The following is a 522-nucleotide window of genomic DNA, read 5'->3' on the forward strand; positions in this document are numbered from 1 at the left end:
GCCGATGGTTCAATGTGGATCATGGTCTCTCCATGCAGCAGGCCGCCCCGAAGGACGGCCCTGATTTCAGTGTGTTGCGGCGCTATGTTCAGGCGCCAACTAGAGCGCGGGCTTCGGACCAGAGGTCGGGCGTGCTATAGATCGAAGGGAGGGCCCACTGGCCTCCTCCGGTCAGCGCGTAAACCTTCATTGCGAAATCACCCGCGCCGTGACCCGGCGTAGCGATCAACTTGGCCTCCATTGCCTTCACCGCATCGGTGGCGATCTGGCACTCTTCCGTGTCGCCGTTGCCAGTCGGCTCTTCGGTATAGACCCGATCCTCTTCGGCCTTGATCACCACCCACTCGCGGAACAGCGCGGCAACCGGTGTTTCAACTGGAATGGCGCAGGCTGCCCCTACGGGCAGAGCCCCAGCAACCAGAGCGGCCAAGCCAGCCGCCGGCGCGGCGGTGATGATGTCGCGGCGGTTCATGCGTCCACCTCCTGCGACAGGAACTCGCCGAGCTGAGGCTCCAGCGGGCG

General features: G+C 64.4%; 1 protein-coding gene. It reads right to left on the bottom strand.

What is annotated here, in order from left to right; translation table 11 throughout:
• Positions 1–88 precede the first annotated feature (88 nt).
• The gene (locus AC4FS3_RS29490; RefSeq protein ID WP_491023494.1) at positions 89–472 is read right to left on the bottom strand and encodes a hypothetical protein; all 384 of its coding nucleotides are present in this window, start codon (positions 470–472) and stop codon (positions 89–91) included.
• Between the last annotated feature and the right edge of the window lie 50 nt (positions 473–522).

The sequence above is a fragment of the Pseudogemmobacter sp. TB195 genome, assembly GCF_058313095.1.

What these genes read in the sequence shown, in the direction of transcription:
- AC4FS3_RS29490 (WP_491023494.1), bottom strand. Translation starts at nt 472, where the DNA reads ATGAACCGCCGCGACATCATCACCGCCGCGCCGGCGGCTGGCTTGGCC.